This is a genomic window from Streptomyces sp. NPDC028910 (genome assembly GCF_055564955.1).
This window is the reverse complement of sequence record NZ_JBVHVF010000020.1, coordinates 39,293-54,667: the sequence shown is the minus strand read 5'-3', so window position 1 is coordinate 54,667 and position 15,375 is coordinate 39,293. Positions and strand designations below refer to the sequence as shown.

The window sequence follows — 15,375 nt, the reverse complement described above, 5'->3', positions numbered from 1 at the left end:
TCACGACCTTGGGAGGGGATCGGGCCGGGTGGCGCCGCAGCAGCGCCGCCCGGCCCGTTCGCACCCCACCTCTTCCCCCATGTCCACGGGTCCGGCCATGCCCGCCCGTCCACGGGCCACGCCAGGCCCCCTGCTCCCCGAGGCACCATGAAGAAGAAGATCTGGGTTACGGTCGTCGCCGTCGCGATGACCACGACCCTCGGCGCGATACCGGCCCGGGCCGCCGCGCCGACGAGCGTCCCCGATGCCGTCAAGGCCGCGGTCCCGGGCGGGGTCGTTGACCCGCCGCTGTACGCGCGGGCCGCCGACGCCGGCACCATCCGCGTCAACGTGCTCACCAAGAGCCGCACGGACATCCCCGAGGCGGCCGCCGCGGGTGAGACGAAGCAGGACTTCGAGTCGCTGCCGGTGGTCACGCTCAAGGTGGACAAGGCGGGCCTGGACCGGCTCGCCGCTCAGCCGGGCGTGGTCGCCGTCACCGAGGACAAGCCGGAGCCGGCGACCCTGGACGAGAGCGTCCCGCTCATCGGCGGTGACGCGGCGGCCACGGCGGGGAAGACCGGTGCGGGCGCCGCGATCGCCGTTCTGGACACCGGTGTCGCCACCCAGCACCCGTTCCTGAAGGGCCGGGTCAAGGCCGAGGCCTGCTTCTCGCCGATCGATCCCGATCTGGGCGCCACCAGCCTTTGCCCCAACGGCGCCGCCGAGCAGGAGGGTCCCGGCTCCGCCGACACCGACTCCGGGCCGTGCGCGACCATGACCGCCTGCGACCACGGGACCCATGTGGCCGGCATCGCCGCGGGCAAGGGCACGGGTGCCACCGGGGCACCGAAGACGGGTGTCGCCCCCGACGCCGACATCATCGCGATCCAGGTCTTCTCGCAGTTCAACACGGCCGATTCCTGCGCCGGCGAAGTGCCCTGTGTCGCCAGCTTCCCCAGCGCCCAACTGGCGGGCCTGGAAAAGGTGTTGAAGATCAAGCAGGCGGGTACGCCGGTCATCGCGGCGAATCTGAGCCTGGGCGGCGGCCACTACACGGCCGCCTGTGACTCCGACCCGCGCAAGGCGGCCGTCGACAACCTGCTCGCGGCTGGTGTCGCGACCGTGATCGCGGCCGGCAACAACGGCTACGCCGACGCGGTGAGCGTCCCCGGCTGCATCTCCTCCGCCGTCACGGTCGGCTCCACCACCGACGACGACGAGCTGTCCACCTTCACCAACCGGGGCCCGCTGCTCGACCTCTTCGCCCCGGGGACGAGCATCGTCTCCTCGGTGCCCGGCGGCAACTACGCCTCCAAGAACGGCACGTCGATGGCGACCCCGCACGTGGCCGGCGCCTTCGCCGTGCTCAAGCAGGCGTACCCCACCAAGAGCGTCGCGGACCTCACGGCCCTGCTGAAGAGCAGCGGCCGGCCCATCATCTACACGGGTGCCACCACGCCCCGGATCGACCTCGGCGCGGCGCTCGGCGGCGGCGGCAACACCCCCAAGCCGGTCGGCATGACCGACTTCAACGGTGACGGCGCCGAGGACATCGCGATCTCCGACACCCAGGCCACCGTCGGCACGAACACCAACGCCGGCCTGATCCGTGTCGTGTACGGCGCCGGCAAGGGCACCGCGGAGCTCAGCCAGGACCTGGACTGGGTGCCGGGCGGCTCCGAGAAGGACGACTACTTCGGCGAGACCCTCGCCACCATCGACTGGAACAAGGACGGCTTCTCCGACCTGGTGGTCGGCACCCCGAGCGACGACATCGGCACGGCCACGAACGCCGGCATGGTCGACATCCTGTACGGCTCCGCGGGCGGCCTGGGCGCGGGCACCCTCAAGGCCACGCACTTCGAGCAGGGCGCGGGCACCGGCGCGATCGCCGCGTCGACAGCCGAGGCCAACGACCGGATGGGGCAGTCGCTCGCGGCGGCCGTCAACGACGCCGGCCGGCCGTACCTGCTGATCGGCTCGCCCGGCGAGGCCATCGGCACGCTCACCGGCGCGGGCACCGCCTTCTACGTGTACGGCAACACGAGCCTGACGATCAGCCAGGAGAAGCCCGGCGTTCCCGGTGACCCCGAGGCAGGCGACAACTTCGGACTCGCCCTGACCGCAGACGCCAACTACATCGCCATCGCCTCCCCCAACGAGGCGATCGGCACCAAGGCGAAGGCGGGCGGTGTCGCCATCTTCGACGCCAACGCGTTCGACGCCGACGGCCGCCCGGCCCCGCTGGCCGGTCTCGACCAGGACAGCGCCGCCATCTCCGGCGACGCCGAGGCGGGCGACCAGTTCGGCCACGCGGTGGCCATCGCACCGTTCCGGCCCACGGGCTCCCCGGCCCCGACCGAATCGATCCTTGCGATCGGTTCGCCCGGTGAGGGCGTGGTCGTGGGCACCGAGAACCGGCTCAACGCGGGCCGCGTGGTGCTGATCCGGATCAAGGCCGACGGGAGCTGGAGCTACCTGCGCGAGCTGAAGCAGGGCACCGCGGACGACGACGTCTCCGGCACCTCCGAGACCGGTGACCGCATGGGCGAGACGCTGACCGCCGTCAACACCGCCCCCGGCTCGGTGAGCACCGTGGCCTCCATGCGGCTCGCGGTCGGCACGCCCGGCGAGGCGCTCGGAACCGCGACCAAGGCGGGCGCGATCCACACGTTCTCCATGGCCGGCTCGGCCGGACCGAACGACCGCTGGATCGAGGCGGGCGACGGTGACGGGATCCCCGGGACGCCCGGGGCCAACCAGCAGCTCGGCAAGAACATCCACTTCACCGCGACCAAGCTGTACGTGGGGATGCCCTTCGGGCCGAACGCGGCCGGTGCGCTGTACGCGCTGCCGATGTCCAACGTCACCCAGGGCGGGACGGTCGCTCCCGTGACCACGTACAAGCCCGGCTCGGGTGGCCTGCCGGCCAACGGTGTGGCCTTCGGGTACTCCGCTCGCTAGCGCGATGACCGGAAAGGTTTGCCGGCCGGTGAACCTTTCCGGTCGGTCGCACCACTAGGCGCCGGACGCGCGAAACCAACGAGGCTCCTGTGCCGATGGGTTGAGACTTCAAACACCTCCCCTCAACGGCACAGGAGCCTCGTGCGTTGCAGCAATCGCGCATCTCTTCCACGAGGGGTCACAGACGCCGTGCAGGCGCGGCACCTTCCGTTCGCCCGTCGGCTCGGCTGCGCCGAACGCGCCAACTCCACACCGTATGTCCCATGAGAGCCACGGCGACGACGCATGCTGGGACGCGCATTACGTTCCAGGTTTCGTCCTCCCATGGCTCATGGCCAGAGGCTGCAGCGATGCTCGAACGCGGCAGAGCGGCGTGGTGACTTGAGTGAGCGGCCGCGATTGCCCTGCCGTGGGGACCGCGTCGAATCGGCGAGTTCGGCGGTGATCACTCGCGTCCGATCGAGGGTTTGTCCCCCAAGCTCCGCACCGAATCCGCCCCCGCCACCGCCACCGCCACCGCCGACGCCGTCCGCCGCTCCCGCCGATATGCCCCAGGCGGGGCGCCGAAGTGCCGCTTGAAGGCCTTCGCGAACGCGAATTCCGAGGTGTAGCCGGCGTTCTCGGCCACGGCGCTCAGCGAGTCGACCGTCTCGCGCAGCATCCGCGCCGCGATGGCCATCCGCCACGTCGTCAGGTAGCTGAGCGGCGGCTCGCCGACCACCGCGGTGAACCGCCGGGCGAACGCGGCGCGCGACAGCTCGGCCCGGCTCCCCAGCGATTCGACGGTCCACGGATGCGCCGGGTCGTCGTGGATCGCTTTCAGCGCCGGGGCGATCAACGGGTCGTTCAGTGCCGAGGCCCAGCCCTGCGTCTGCTCCCTGGGCAACTCGGCGTACCAGGACCGCAGAATATAGAGAAGCAGCAGATCGACGAGCGCCGTGACCACTGAGTCCGAACCCGGCTGAGGCTGGTGGATCTCGGCGCAGAGCTGGTCGACCGCCGAGCGCAGCGCCGGATGGCGACCGGGGCTGGCCGGGAGGTGGATGACCTCCGGGAGGTCACCGAGCAGCGGATGCGGCCGGTCGATGTCGAGGTGGTAGGCCCCGCATACCAGCACGCTGCGAGCGCCGTCGCCCTCGACGGTGAAACACCCGATCGGCGAGGAGGTGTCGACGCGGTCGGGTTCGAAGGCGACCAGCTCGCTGGTGACCGCGTCACAGATCGCGTGATCGGTGCCGCGCCGCAGGAACACGACGTCGCCGGGGCCCAGGGCGATCGGATCGCCGCCGACCGGCAGGAGAAAGCAGTGTCCTTCGACGACGACATGAAATCCGGCTCCCGCGATGGGCTGGAAGCGCACACCCCACGGCGCCTGCGCGTCGGTACGGACAACAGACGGACGCCCGGTGCGCAGGGCCGCGAGCGTGTCGCTGAGTATGTCCATACGCTCACCATAGCGTGCTGTGATCGAGACGATCAGACAAAGAATCGAGATTTCAGGTCATTCACTGTCTCGGTCGTGACACGTAGCGTCCTCGCCATGAACAACACAGCAGACACCCAGCGTGTCGTCGTCATAGGTGGTACCTCCGGCATCGGATTCGCCGTTGCGCAGGCCGCAGCGACTCAGGGCTCGGACGTGGTCGTCGCATCCAGCAGCCAGGGCCGGGTCGACCTGGCGGTGAAGAAACTCGGCTGCCCGGCCGAAGGCATCGTGCTGGATGTCGCCGACGAGGCCGCGCTCTCCGCCTTCTTCGACCGGATCGGCGAGTTCGACCACCTCGTCTACACGGCGGGCGAGTCCCTGCTGCTGAAGCCGCTCGCCGACCTCACCGCCGAGGAGTCCCGAGCGTTCTTCGAGCGCCGCTTCTGGGGTGCCCTGCTCGCCGCGAAGTACGCGACGCCGAAGCTCCGTCCCGGCGGCTCGATCACCTTCACCTCCGGCGCCTTCGCCACCCGGCCCGCCCCCGGAGCCTCGCTCGGCGCAAGCATCACAGCAGCCGTCGAGGGTCTGACGCGAGCCCTAGCCCTGGAACTCGCCCCCGTGCGGGTCAACGCGGTCCGCCTCGGCGCGATCCGCACCGAGCTTTGGGACAGCACCGTGCCCGAGCCGGAGGCCTTCCTCCAAGCGCAAGGCAGCGGCCTTCCCGTGCAGCGCGTCGGCAGCCCCGAGGAGGCTGCGACGGCCTACGTCTACCTCCTGAGCAACGGCTACGCGACCGGCACGGTGCTCACCCTCGACGGCGGAGCCGCACTGGCCTGACATCGGCTGCTGTCGGACCGACAAGCCCGGTCCGACAGCCTCGGGCGCCACCCCCGGCATGTTCTGCCGGAGAAGTAGGAGCCACACGGACAGGGGCTGCCAACTCCGGATTCGGGCGCGCCTTTCAGTTGGGCTCGTACGAGGTGGCGGCTTCCCAGGGGCCGAAGCCGTCGGCCAGTTGCCACGGGGTGGTGCTCGTGACCTTCGGTGCTCGGGCGGATTTCGCTGTTCAGCTCCTGCGGGCCAACGGTTGCCCGGCGAAGCTCACCCCTTCCAGGCCATGAGCCATGAGGTTGCGAATGTTGCCGTGATCAGTGTCGTTCGGCGTCGCCAGCACACTGCGATAGTGCTCACCGAACGCCAACAGCGCTTCTTGATCGCTCAGCCCTTCCAGCAGGGCCAGTCCCAGCGTCTTGCAGGAACCCTCGTTCTCACCTGCGGCATTTTCCAGTTCCCCGTTGCGGAACGCCTGCGGCTGATACTCGTAATGCGCGGCGATGAAGGCCAAGGTGTCGGCGAACTCGTGCTCACCTGATGCAAGGCTTGCCCGCAGCGAGTTCAGGTCAGTCATGTTGGTTCCCTTGGGGTGGACAGACGATCCGATTGCCGTCCGTGACCGGACGACATTACCCCCTTATGGCCAGCCGGTAGGAATGGGCGCGACACATCCGAACGAGCAGCATCTCCGCAGGCCACGAGGGCGGGCTTCATTCTCCCCAGATTCTCCACAGCCGAGGCTGCTTCCGAGGTATCTCCGCTGGCCGGGACAGTGATCCGCGTGTCATGACAGGCTACGCGACGTAGTGGCAGCAGGGCAGGAGCCGGCGGCCGCTGTTTGCTTGGCGGTGCTCGTGGTTGGGTGCAACGGCTCGTTCACAGGGAAAACAACCCCTCCTGGATACCCCCGGGACCACCGATCGTTCGGGGTGGAAGAGGCCGAGCAGCATGAAGGTCCTGGGGTGGGCGGCGATGTTGCCGCCGCAGAGGTGTACGGCGCGGTTCGGGGTGACCATGCGCTGGTACCAGCGCTCACGCAGTTTCTCGCGGACGTCGGCCTCGCCGTACTTGCGCAGGAACTTCCGGTAGGACGGCGGAGGTCCTGGCCCAGAAGGTCCATCTGATCGGCCATGGCGGTTTTGGAGGCGGGCCAAGGCTCAGCGGGGGGCGAGCCGGAAGCCCGTGATCATAGCCGGACGGAAGACGCCGAGCGAGGTCCGGTTCGTCTCCTGGTCACGCTTGATGGCGCACAGCGAGGGGGCGACCAGCGGCTCCACGTGTGCGTACCGCTGCCGCCAGCCGTCGGAGGGAGGTATCCGGTCGAGCACCTTGAGGGTGTCGAGGTTCGGACGCAGGCTCTCCGGGCGCCTGTCGCCCTGATGGCCGTTGGCCGAGGAGCCCAGTTCGCCAAGTACTCAGTCGTCGAGGTCGACGTCCGGACGCCCGGAAGAGGACCGGGAAGAGCCGTGCGTGCTCACCCAAGGGAGCGGCGCGTCGACAGAGCCCGTCCCGGTCCCCGGCAACGTCATCCCGTTCCGACCACTCGCCAGCTGAACAGAACTGATTCGACATCCGGTCCGGTGGCCGGAAACCGTCTGGTTCCAGCAGGACATTGGCGGGCCGTGCAACGGACGTGACGTCTCGCGGCGAGCGCCTCGCGTGTCCCGTGAGTCGGTGTGCGGTGCCGTCGTGCGAGACGCGCCGGGCGACGGGTTCCTCGGCTCCTCCGCCCTTCCGCGCCAGGACGGTGCGTCCTGTCAGTACGCCCTCCAGGTCGAACAACTAGCTGGCGGACACCACTGGGCGTCGGTGGCCTTGAGTGTGACGAGGTGGCGCCCCTCGGGCCGACGGTCACCAGCGACGTGACGGCCTCTGGAGAAATCTCCGTGACTCGCGCGACGGACTCGCCCCCCGGCCCCGTAGAGCAGGTGAAGAAGCCGGGGAAGTGCGATGAGGGAGGGGTCTGACGTATGGCGGGTCAGTTGCCGGTGCGGATGTGCAAGGGCGTGCGGGGCACGGCGGTCGCGGCGGCGGCCATGGCGGCGCTGACCGGTTCACAGGCGCCGGGCCTCGCGGCGTCGGTGTCCTCCCCCGTGGAGGCCGCCATGCCACTGAATCAGGGCACTTCGGGCGATGCCTACTACTTTCGCGAGCTGCCCCCACTCGCGTCGCACGGCCCGTCCGCACAGCAGCCGTCCTCGGCCGGTGCCGTCTTCGTGGCCGGCCGTGCGGCGCTGCCCGCCACGGTCCTCGCCGCGTACCGGAACGCGGAGTCGACGCTCGTGCGGAGCACCCCGCGCTGCGGTCTGCGCTGGCAGCTGCTCGCGGCGATCGGCCAGGTGGAGTCCGGCCAGGCGCGGGGCGGGAGGGTGGACGCGGACGGTACGACGTACGCGCCCATCATCGGCCCGCAGCTGAACGGCCAGGGGTTCGCCCTGATCCGGGACACCGACGGCGGCGCGTACGACGGCGACCCGTCCTACGACCACGCGGTCGGCCCGATGCAGTTCATCCCGTCCACCTGGGCCGGCTGGGGCGCCGACGGCAACGGTGACGGCAGGGCCGACCCCCACAACGTCCACGACGCGGCGCTCGCTGCGGGACGCTACCTGTGCGCGGCCGGACGCGACCTCTCCCGGCCGCGGGACCTCGACCGCGCGATCCTCTCCTACAACCATTCCCGGGAGTACCTGAGCGTCGTCCTGTCCTGGTACGCCTACTTCAGGGACGGCCACCGGGTGGTTCCGGACCAGGGCGGCGCGGGTTCCGGTACGGAGGTCGACCCGCCCGGCACCGGGCGGACCGAACCGGCCGGCCCGCAGCCGGGTACCGAGACCCCGTCCGCCTCCCCGGCGCCGCCCCCGCCCGGGCCGAAGCCCGCGCCGACGCCCGCCCCGTCACCGACCGCCGACCCGCCGGACGACAGTGTGAAGCCCAGGCCGCCCCTGGTCACGGCCCCGAGTACCGCTCCCGGCACCGGCATTGACGTGCCCGGTGACGGTGTCCTTCCGGATCCCGGCAAGGTCCCCGGCAACGGTTAGGACTCACTCGCGCATCACCCCCTCCACAAGCCCGTGTACCCGGCGGTAACCTCCCGGGTCATGGCGACTGACAGGCATCCTCCGCACCCGGCCGAACCGGCTGACGACTCGGCCCACCTGCGGTGGCAGCGCATGTGGAGCCATCGCGAGCAGCTGCTCAAGGTGGCGCGCCGCAGGTCCATGAGCGCCGAGGACGCCGAGGACGCGGTGCAGGAGGCGATGCTGCGCGGCGCGCAGCACACACACCTCGACGAGGCCCGGCTGGGCGCATGGCTGACGACCGTGACCATGCGCCTGTGCGTCGACCGGTACCGGCAGGTCCACCGAGAGGCCCAGCTGAGCGGTACGCCCAAGCTCACCGCTCCCGGCCCGGTCCCCGTCGATGAGGCGGTGTGCGACCGGGCGGAGGCCAGGTGGCTGGCCTTCCGGAGCAGGGAGCTGCCCGCCCGACAGGCGGAGGCACTCCACCTGAAGTCGCAGGAGCGGGACGTCGGGCAGATCGCCCGCGAGATGGGGCTCAGCTACGAGGCGGTCGAGTCCCTGCTGTCCAGGGCCCGGCGTACGCTGCGCAACTCGCTGGCCGGGACGCTGGCGCTCGGCCTGTGGCTGATCGGGCGCGGCCGGGACCAGGCGGGTCAGGCGGGTGCGCATGCCCCCGCCCTGGCCGCGACCTCGGCGGCCGCGACGCTGGCCATGGTGGGACTGGCCCTGCCCTTCGCGTACGAACCGAGTGCGCCGGTGCCGCCTCTGCCGCAGATGGCGGTGGTGGCGGAGGAGCCGGGCGCGGCTGGTGACCGTATACCGGCTGCCTCGTCCGTACGACCGGACGCCCCCGGCTCCGTACGCCCGACCGGAACGGTGTCGCCCACGGCCCTCCCCGGCGCCCTCCCGCCGGTGGTGCCGGAGGTGGCGGCGACCCTGCCCGCCGCACCGGACCTGCCCACCCCGGCTCTGACCGCCCCGGTCCTCCCCGCGCCCGCGGTGTCCGTGCCGCCGCTGCCGTCCGCGTCACCGCTCCCCGACAGCACGACCGTGCCGGACCTCCCCAGTGCCCTCTCCACCCGCTTGCCGTAAAAAATCTTGGTCTTGCCGCGACGGACCCGCCGCCCTTCCCCGTAGAGCAGATGACGGAGCTGCTCCCCGCTGAAGGGTGAACCGGATGGGTGTCGAGATCTGCGTGGAAGGGTTGACCAAATCCTTCGGCCGCCAGGTCATCTGGCAGGACGTGTCGCTGACGCTGCCCGCCGGGGAGGTGTCCGTCATGCTCGGCCCCTCGGGTACGGGCAAGTCGGTGTTCCTCAAGACACTCGTGGGCCTGCTCAAGCCGGACTGCGGATCGATCCGGATCGCCGGTACGGACATCACCAAGCTCCGCGAGCACGACCTGTACGAGGTGCGCAAGCTCTTCGGCGTGCTGTTCCAGGACGGCGCCCTGTTCGGGTCGATGAACCTGTACGACAACATCGCCTTCCCGCTGCGCGAGCACACGCGTAAGCCGGAGAGCGAGATCAGACGGATCGTCCTGGAGAAGATGGACATGGTCGGTCTGATCGGTGCCGAGGAGAAGCTGCCCGGCGAGATATCCGGCGGGATGCGCAAGCGGGCGGGCCTGGCGCGGGCGCTGGTGCTCGACCCGGAGATCATCCTCTTCGACGAGCCGGACTCGGGGCTCGACCCGGTGCGGGTGGCCTATCTCAATCAGTTGATCGTGGACCTGAACGCGCAGATCGACGCGACCTTCCTGATCGTCACCCACGACATCGCCTCGGCCCGCCAGGTCCCGGACAACATCGGGCTGCTGTTCCGGCGCGAACTGGTGATGTTCGGCCCCCGCGAGGAGCTGCTGACCAGCGACGAGCCGGTCGTACGGCAGTTCCTCAACGGCCGTATGCAGGGGCCGATCGGCATGGCGGAGGAGAAGGACGCCGCCCAGGTCGAGCAGGAGCTGGCAGGCCTCGCCGGCGGGGACGACGCCATTCCCGAAATGACCCCGCGCCTGCTGCCCAGCGCCGGGGTCACCCGGCCGCCCCGCTGGCAGGCGATCGCCGACCGCGAGGCGGAGCTGCACCGCCGGGACCCCTCCGGGGAGGCTGACCCGGCCCCGGCCCCGGCCCCGGGCATGGCGGCAGAGCCGCGCCCGGGGGCTGACCCGGGCCGGAAGGCGGCGGAGCCGAGCCCGGCCGAGGGGGCAGACCGATGAGCTTCTCACCCAGCGGAGCGCTCCGGCATTCCGGCAGCCTCTTCGCCATGGCCCTGGACGTCCTGCGGACCCTGCCCCGACGCCCCTTTCAGGTACGGGAGTTCATCCAGCAGGCGTGGTTCATCGCGAGCGTCACCATCCTGCCCACGGCCCTGGTCTCCATCCCTTTCGGAGCAGTCATCGCGCTCCAGATCGGCAGCCTGACCCGGCAGCTCGGCGCCCAGTCGTTCTCCGGCGCCGCCTCCGTCCTGGCGGTACTCCGGGAGGCGTCCCCCATCGTCACGGCGCTGCTCATCGCCGGCGCCGGCGGCACCGCGATCTGCGCGGACCTCGGGGCACGCAAGATCCGGGACGAGATCGACGCCATGCAGGTGCTCGGCATCGACCCGATCCACCGGCTGGTCGTGCCCCGGGTGCTGGCCACCATGCTCGTGGCCGTCCTGCTCAACGGCCTGGTCTCCGTTGTCGGGGTGGCCGGTGGCTATTTCTTCAACGTGGTCATGCAGAACGGCACTCCCGGTGCCTACCTGGCCTCCTTCACCACCCTCGCCCAGCTGTCCGACCTCTGGGCGGCCGAACTGAAGGCGCTGGTCTTCGGAGCCATCGCCGCGATCGTCGCCTCGTACAAGGGCCTGAACGCCAAGGGCGGGCCCAAGGGCGTCGGTGACGCCGTGAACCAGTCCGTGGTCATCACCTTCATGTTGCTGTTCGTGACGAACTTCGTGCTGACCGCCGTCTACTTCCAAATCGTTCCGCAGAGGGGATGACGGTGACTCCGCTGAATCCGCTGAATCCGCTGAATCGGCTGAACGTGCTCAAACGGTCCGGGCGCTCCCTGGAGGAGCTGGGCGCGCAACTGGTCTTCTACGGCCGCTCCCTCGCCTGGACCGGCCGCACCGTGCGCCGCTACAAGAAGGAAGTCCTGCGCTTGCTCGCCGAGGTGACCTTCGGCCGCGGCGCACTGGCGGTCGTCGGCGGCACGGTCGGCGTCATCGCCTTCCTCTCCTTCTTCACCGGCACCGAGGTCGGACTCCAGGGCTACGCGGCGCTCAACCAGCTGGGCACGTCCAACTTCGTGGCGTTCCTGTCCGCGTACTTCAACACCCGCGAGATCGCCCCGCTGGTGGCCGGGCTCGCGCTGTCGGCGACGGTCGGCGCGGGCTTCACCGCCCAGCTCGGCGCGATGCGGATCAGCGAGGAGACCGACGCGCTCGAGGTGATGGGCATCCCGTCGCTGCCGTTCCTGGTCACCACCCGGATGATCGCCGGCTTCGTGGCGGTGATCCCGCTGTACGTGATCGGGCTGCTGTCCTCCTATTTCGCCGCCCGCACCATCACCACCGGCTACTACGGGCAGTCCACCGGCACGTACGACCACTACTTCCAGCAGTACCTGCCACCGGTCGACGTGCTGTGGTCCTTCGGCAAGGTGATCGTCTTCGCCGTCGTGATCATCCTGGTGCACTGCTACTACGGCTACTACGCGAGCGGCGGCCCGGCCGGTGTCGGTGTCGCGGTCGGCCGCGGCGTACGGACCTCCATCGTGGCCATCAACGTCCTCGACTTCTTCCTCAGCCTCGCCATCTGGGGCGCCAACACGACCGTACGGATAGCGGGGTAGGCGGATGCGCATACGAATACCGGCCCCGGCGCTCACGCGGCCCACCCAACTACGGCTGTACGGCGTCGTCTTCATCGCAGTGATCGCGCTGCTGCTGTCCCTGACGCTCGCGGTCTACCACCAGGTGTTCACCTCCGTCGTCCGGATCACCCTGGAGGCGGACACCCTCGGCAACCAGCTGGAGCCGCGCGCGGACGTCAAGCTGCGCGGCCTGCTGGTCGGCGAGGTACGCGAGGTCGAGGCCGACGGCGAGAAGGCGACCCTCACCCTCGCGCTGAAGCCGGAGCACGTCCCCCTCATCCCGGCCGACGTCCATGCCCGGCTGCTGCCCAAGACCCTGTTCGGCGAGAAGTACGTCGACCTGGTCGCCCCCCAGAAGTCGTCGGTACGGCACATCCGCGCCGGTGACGTCATCACCCAGGACCGCACCACGGTCGGCATCGAGCTCCAGCGGCTGATGAACGACCTGCTACCGCTGCTGCGCACGGTGAAGCCCGGCGAGCTGAACGCCACCCTGTCCGCCTTCGCGGGCGCCCTCGAAGGGCGCGGCGACCGGATCGGCGACAACCTCACCCGCCTCGACGACTACCTGCGCCGGCTCAACCCGCACATGCCCTCCCTCAAGGAGGACATCGCCCGGTTCGCCGATGTGGCCGAGGTGTACCGCGACGCCGCCCCCGACCTGCTGCGGATCCTGGACAACACCCTCACCACCAGCCGGACGCTGGTCGAGAAGCAGGATCAGCTCGCGTCGGTCCTCACGTCGACCGCCACCGCCGCGAACACCACGGAAGCGGTCCTCGGCGAGAACTCCGACCGGCTCATCACCCTGGGCCGCGTCTCCCGTCCCACCCTCGCGCTGTTCGCCCGCTACTCGCCGCAGTACCCGTGCCTGCTGGCCGGGCTGGTGCGCCAGGAAGCGGCGTCCGAAGAGGCGTTCAAGGGCGGAAGGATGCGCATCACCCTCGAATTCGTCAACCCCCGTCCCCCTTACCGCCCCGGCGAGGAACCGCGCTATGCCGACCGCTCAGGACCCAACTGCAGAGGTTTGCCCCACCCTCACGTACCGGCACCGCCGACCAAGCTCAACGACGGTACGTCGGCGAGCAGTACGGGCCACAACGTGTCCGGAACCCCGGCCGAACAGCACGCCGTCGCCTCACTCGTGTCCCCGGTCATGGGCGTGCCCGCCGACGAGGTGCCGGCGGTCACGACCCTGCTCTTCGGACCGATGGCACGGGGAACGGCGGTGAGTGTCATATGAGCACGACGAGTCGTTTCCGTCGTACGAACGCGATGGCGACAGCCCCCCAGCTGATCAAACTCGGCATCTTCGCGGTGGTGACCGTGGCGGCGACCGCCGTGCTCGCGGCCACCATCGTCAATCTCTCCTTCACCCCGAAGGAGACTTACACCGCCGTGTTCAGCGATGTCACCAGCCTGGAGAAGGGCGACGACATCCGGGTCGCGGGGGTGCGGGTCGGCGAAGTCGAAAGCATCGCCATCACGGACCGGACGCTGGCCATGGTGACCTTCACCGTCTCCCGCGACCGGCCGCTGCTCACCAGCACCCGTGCCGTCATCCGCTACCGGAGCCTGGTCGGGCAGCGGTACATCGCGCTGACGGAAGGCGTGGGGGAGGGGAAGCGGCTGCGGCCCGGGGGGCGGATCCCGCTCTCCCGTACCGAGCCCGCACTCGATCTCAACGCCCTGCTGAACGGGTTCAAGCCGCTGTTCGCCGCGCTGAGCCCGAAGGACGTCAACCAACTCGCCACCGAGATCATCAAGACCCTGCAGGGCGAGGGCGGTACCGTCCGCAGCCTGCTCGCGCACACCGCCTCGCTCACCACGACACTCGCCGAACGCGACAAGCTGATCGGTTCGGTCATCGACAACCTCAATACCGTGCTGAGCACCGTGGACAAGCGCAGCACCCGCTTCTCCGACCTGATCGCGCAGCTGCAACGGCTGATCTCGGGGCTGTCGGACGACCGCAAGCCCATCGGTGAATCGCTGGCGGGCATCAACGGCCTCGCGGAGGCCACCTCCGGCCTTCTGGGCGACGTCCGGCCGCCGCTGAAAACCGATATCGCCGAGCTGGCCAAGCTCACGGGAACGCTGAACGGCCACGAGAAGACCGTGGAGGGTGTCCTGCAGCGGTTGCCCAACAAGCTCAACGAGCTGACCGGAACCGCCTCGTACGGCTCCTGGTTCAACTTCTATCTCTGCGACTTCGACGGCCGGATCGTGCTGCCGAAGACCAACGAGGTCATCACCCCCGAACTCCATGTCGCCCGGGCGAGGTGCGACCGTTGATCCCCTTCCGTGAACGCAATCCCCTGGGGGTCGGCGCCGCCGGCCTCACCACGATCGCGCTGCTGATCGCCGCCGCATTCAACGTCGAGAGCCTTCCGCTGATCGGCGGCGGCGAGACGTACAGCGCGGCCTTCTCCGAGGCCGGCGGGCTGCGCTCCGGCGACGAGGTGCGGATCGCCGGCGTCAAGGCCGGCAAGGTCGACGAGGTCGAGCTGGCCGGCGACCACGTCAAGGTGACCTTCCGGATCAAGGGAGACCCGGAGCTCGGGGCCCGTACCGGTGCGTCGATCCGCATCAAGACGATCCTGGGCGCCAAGTACCTCGCGCTGGAGCCGAAGGGTTCCGGCCGGCTGAAGCCGGGCAGCGAGATCCCACTGAGCCGCACGGTCCCGGCGTACGACGTGGTGGAGGCCTTCAGCGATCTCACCACGACCACCGAGCAGATCGACAAGCAGCGGCTGGCCGCCTCCATGGACATCATCTCCACCACCTTCGAGGACGCCCCCGAGGAGGTCAAAGCCTCCATCCAGGGGCTCTCGAAGATCTCCCGGACCGTGGCCTCCCGTGATGAGGCGCTACGCGAACTCCTCGATCACGCCAACGGGGTCACCGGAGTGCTCGCCGAGCGGAAGGACGAGTTCGGCAAGCTGGTCAAGGACGGCGACAAGCTGTTCAAGGAGATCCACGCGCGGCGCCAGGCCATCCACGCGCTGCTCCAGAGCTCCGTCGCCCTCAGCGTCCAGCTCTCCGGCTTGGTGAAGGACAACAAAGCGGAGATCGGGCCGGCGCTCAGCCGCCTGAACACCGTGGTGCAGATGCTGGAACGCAATCAGGCGAGCCTCGACCGCAGCATCCAGCTCATGGCGCCCTTCGCGAGGGTCTTCACCAACACCCTCGGCAACGGCCGGTGGTTCGACAGCTACATCCAGAACCTGGTCGCGCCCACACCGGTGGTTCCACGGACGGAAGGGTCACGATGAGGATTCCGATG

The 15,375-nt window shown here is 69.7% G+C and carries 13 protein-coding genes; 10 read left to right on the top strand and 3 right to left on the bottom strand.

The annotated features are described in order from the left end of the window. Window positions 1-147 precede the first annotated feature (147 nt). Window positions 148-2,946 (top strand): S8 family peptidase, encoded by a 2,799-nt coding sequence (locus ACZ4TV_RS23560; protein WP_468136726.1) that lies wholly within the window; start codon window positions 148-150, stop codon window positions 2,944-2,946. Between the two features lie 445 nt (window positions 2,947-3,391). On the opposite strand, the gene ACZ4TV_RS23555 is transcribed toward ACZ4TV_RS23560, so the two are convergent. Then, a complete protein-coding gene (locus ACZ4TV_RS23555) occupies window positions 3,392-4,390 on the bottom strand; it encodes an AraC family transcriptional regulator (RefSeq protein ID WP_468136725.1) in 999 nt (332 codons plus the stop codon). A 96-nt stretch (window positions 4,391-4,486) separates the two neighbouring features. Between ACZ4TV_RS23555 and ACZ4TV_RS23550 the strand changes: the two genes are divergently transcribed. After that, on the top strand, window positions 4,487-5,209 hold the full coding sequence (locus tag ACZ4TV_RS23550; protein WP_468136724.1) for an SDR family oxidoreductase: 723 nt from the start codon (window positions 4,487-4,489) through the stop codon (window positions 5,207-5,209). A 229-nt stretch (window positions 5,210-5,438) separates the two neighbouring features. On the opposite strand, the gene ACZ4TV_RS23545 is transcribed toward ACZ4TV_RS23550, so the two are convergent. Together ACZ4TV_RS23545 and ACZ4TV_RS23540 are read right to left on the bottom strand one after the other, a co-directional pair. Further along, a complete protein-coding gene (locus tag ACZ4TV_RS23545) occupies window positions 5,439-5,780 on the bottom strand; it encodes a HopJ type III effector protein (RefSeq protein ID WP_468136723.1) in 342 nt (113 codons plus the stop codon). A gap of 583 nt (window positions 5,781-6,363) precedes the next feature. Further along, the gene (locus ACZ4TV_RS23540) at window positions 6,364-6,534 is read right to left on the bottom strand and encodes a hypothetical protein (RefSeq protein ID WP_468136721.1); all 171 of its coding nucleotides are present in this window, start codon (window positions 6,532-6,534) and stop codon (window positions 6,364-6,366) included. Window positions 6,535-7,176: 642 nt separating this feature from the next. Here ACZ4TV_RS23540 and ACZ4TV_RS23535 point away from each other — a divergent pair. The 8 genes from ACZ4TV_RS23535 to ACZ4TV_RS23500 all read left to right on the top strand — a co-directional run bounded on the left by ACZ4TV_RS23535 (window position 7,177) and on the right by ACZ4TV_RS23500 (window position 15,364). Next, window positions 7,177-8,247, top strand: coding sequence for a lytic transglycosylase domain-containing protein (locus ACZ4TV_RS23535; protein ID WP_468136720.1), 1,071 nt, complete (start codon window positions 7,177-7,179; stop codon window positions 8,245-8,247). A gap of 60 nt (window positions 8,248-8,307) precedes the next feature. Continuing rightward, a complete protein-coding gene (locus ACZ4TV_RS23530; protein WP_468136719.1) occupies window positions 8,308-9,321 on the top strand; it encodes an RNA polymerase sigma factor in 1,014 nt (337 codons plus the stop codon). Window positions 9,322-9,406: 85 nt separating this feature from the next. Next, the gene (locus ACZ4TV_RS23525) at window positions 9,407-10,447 is read left to right on the top strand and encodes an ABC transporter ATP-binding protein (RefSeq protein WP_468136718.1); all 1,041 of its coding nucleotides are present in this window, start codon (window positions 9,407-9,409) and stop codon (window positions 10,445-10,447) included. Beyond that, entirely contained in the window at window positions 10,444-11,214 is a 771-nt protein-coding gene (locus tag ACZ4TV_RS23520) for an MlaE family ABC transporter permease (protein WP_451565892.1), read from the top strand. The genes ACZ4TV_RS23525 and ACZ4TV_RS23520 overlap by 4 nt, the downstream gene beginning before the upstream one ends. Before the next feature lie 11 nt (window positions 11,215-11,225). Next, a complete protein-coding gene (locus ACZ4TV_RS23515) occupies window positions 11,226-12,068 on the top strand; it encodes an MlaE family ABC transporter permease (protein WP_468136818.1) in 843 nt (280 codons plus the stop codon). A 4-nt stretch (window positions 12,069-12,072) separates the two neighbouring features. Then, entirely contained in the window at window positions 12,073-13,332 is a 1,260-nt protein-coding gene (locus ACZ4TV_RS23510) for an MCE family protein (protein ID WP_468136717.1), read from the top strand. Continuing rightward, window positions 13,329-14,384, top strand: coding sequence for an MCE family protein (locus ACZ4TV_RS23505; RefSeq protein ID WP_468136716.1), 1,056 nt, complete (start codon window positions 13,329-13,331; stop codon window positions 14,382-14,384). Before ACZ4TV_RS23510 ends, ACZ4TV_RS23505 begins: the two co-directional genes overlap by 4 nt. Continuing rightward, window positions 14,381-15,364 carry an MCE family protein gene (locus tag ACZ4TV_RS23500; protein ID WP_468136715.1) on the top strand — a complete coding sequence of 328 codons (984 nt, stop codon included), beginning with the start codon at window positions 14,381-14,383 and terminating at the stop codon, window positions 15,362-15,364. The genes ACZ4TV_RS23505 and ACZ4TV_RS23500 overlap by 4 nt, the downstream gene beginning before the upstream one ends. Window positions 15,365-15,375: the final 11 nt, after the last annotated feature.

What these genes read in the sequence shown, in the direction of transcription:
- ACZ4TV_RS23560 (WP_468136726.1), top strand. Translation starts at nt 148, where the DNA reads ATGAAGAAGAAGATCTGGGTTACGGTCGTCGCCGTCGCGATGACCACG.
- ACZ4TV_RS23550 (WP_468136724.1), top strand. Translation starts at nt 4,487, where the DNA reads ATGAACAACACAGCAGACACCCAGCGTGTCGTCGTCATAGGTGGTACC.
- ACZ4TV_RS23555 (WP_468136725.1), bottom strand. Translation starts at nt 4,390, where the DNA reads ATGGACATACTCAGCGACACGCTCGCGGCCCTGCGCACCGGGCGTCCG.
- ACZ4TV_RS23505 (WP_468136716.1), top strand. Translation starts at nt 13,329, where the DNA reads ATGAGCACGACGAGTCGTTTCCGTCGTACGAACGCGATGGCGACAGCC.
- ACZ4TV_RS23535 (WP_468136720.1), top strand. Translation starts at nt 7,177, where the DNA reads ATGGCGGGTCAGTTGCCGGTGCGGATGTGCAAGGGCGTGCGGGGCACG.
- ACZ4TV_RS23525 (WP_468136718.1), top strand. Translation starts at nt 9,407, where the DNA reads ATGGGTGTCGAGATCTGCGTGGAAGGGTTGACCAAATCCTTCGGCCGC.
- ACZ4TV_RS23520 (WP_451565892.1), top strand. Translation starts at nt 10,444, where the DNA reads ATGAGCTTCTCACCCAGCGGAGCGCTCCGGCATTCCGGCAGCCTCTTC.
- ACZ4TV_RS23510 (WP_468136717.1), top strand. Translation starts at nt 12,073, where the DNA reads ATGCGCATACGAATACCGGCCCCGGCGCTCACGCGGCCCACCCAACTA.
- ACZ4TV_RS23530 (WP_468136719.1), top strand. Translation starts at nt 8,308, where the DNA reads ATGGCGACTGACAGGCATCCTCCGCACCCGGCCGAACCGGCTGACGAC.
- ACZ4TV_RS23545 (WP_468136723.1), bottom strand. Translation starts at nt 5,780, where the DNA reads ATGACTGACCTGAACTCGCTGCGGGCAAGCCTTGCATCAGGTGAGCAC.